This window comes from Vibrio sp. 10N.222.52.B12, from assembly GCF_002875385.1.
In the GTDB taxonomy this organism is placed as follows: Bacteria; Pseudomonadota; Gammaproteobacteria; order Enterobacterales; family Vibrionaceae; genus Vibrio; species Vibrio jasicida.
Window position 1 is genome coordinate 5687 of sequence record NZ_MDAW01000146.1, and the last position, 1399, is coordinate 7085.

At 40.0% G+C, this 1399-nt stretch carries 1 protein-coding gene; it reads right to left on the bottom strand.

The features are described from left to right. Window positions 1–603 precede the first annotated feature (603 nt). Window positions 604–1293 (bottom strand): DUF4145 domain-containing protein, encoded by a 690-nt coding sequence (locus BCT11_RS21790; RefSeq protein WP_198593985.1) that lies wholly within the window; start codon window positions 1291–1293, stop codon window positions 604–606. Between the last annotated feature and the right edge of the window lie 106 nt (window positions 1294–1399).

Consider the following 1399-nt stretch of genomic DNA (forward strand, 5'->3'; position numbering starts at 1 on the left):
ACAATTTTAAGCCGAACTAAATTTTGCAAACAACAAATTTTATGTGCTTTGATGCATTTAAGTCAGGCGTAGTCGCAAAGCAGCTATTCAATGAAACCACTTGGAACAAACAACACCGCAGAAAACGGACGGACAACACCAAATAGCGCCTTTGGAAAGCTAATCTCACAGTGCGGACTTTCAACAAAGTCACTGAAACCACGTGGAACTTACAACACCAGAGAAAACGTCATTTCAGCGAGTAAATTGGCTTTTGTACCAACAAACTCACCGAGCGGAGTTGCAACCAAAAACAGATTTTCGATTGCCCCGCCCTATCACCACCAAAGAACGAAACAACCGCTTGGAAAATAGCAATGCATTGACTTAGAACCGATGAAACTGAGCTTTGACCGTCGAAGATGGAACTATGAATCAAACAACCAGTAGCCAAGTTTTGAGCTTAGAAACATGATTTTGACTGCTAGCTTCTTCTGGCGACTAACGCCCGCTTAAGTGGTGAGCAACGCAATACGATGTTTCCGCAGACCACCTTAATCACTGAAATCAACGCATAGTAAAAATGCCACGCGTTGCGAATCCGTCTTAAAGCGTTTGTTATACCTATTTGAACTTAGATTTAGCATGATAAGGTAAGATGTACACCCCTTGCAGAAGGTGATCAATTACATCAATAGCCAAACCTAGCTGAACGCTATCATGGGGCTTTACTTCATGGGCTGAATCATTACCAATGGAACGTAACTTGTGCAGTATATCAGCGCCATCTTGTGTTAAAACACCTTGAGTTACTAAATCATTAATTTTTAGGTAAAGGTTATTACCCTGAGCATTTTTATCTTTGCATATTGTTTCTACTATTGCTCGAATTCCAATTCCAGTCAGGATTGCATGATTTGAGTTTAATGAGCTTATCGTTTCTCGATAAATCGCATGTAATTTTTGCGGTATAACGAAATAGTCATTAATAGGTTGCCGCCCCTCCTCAGGGTTCGGATAAACATCTATTGTCTGAATTGGTATTACACATTCTTGTCCATCATGTGTATAACCATAATCATACTCTTCAGAGTTTTCATGCGTTGATCGGAAAACTATGCTTTCACAGCCTTGACATTGAATGATTTGATATTCGTCATACCAACTCATACCTCCATATTGACCATGATCCTCAAAGCCTTGGGTATAGATATCGGATAGTACAAGATGTTTTGTGCTTCTCTTACATACACCACAACTTGAGTCCAATTTTTGACCCACTTTCTGATCTTTACTTATCTCATTAATCGACAAGATATACTCCTAAACTCAATAATAGGTATAACGCCCTGCTAAGGGGTGAGCAACGCAATACCGAAGCCGCCGCATACCACCTTAATCACAAAAATCAACGCATAGT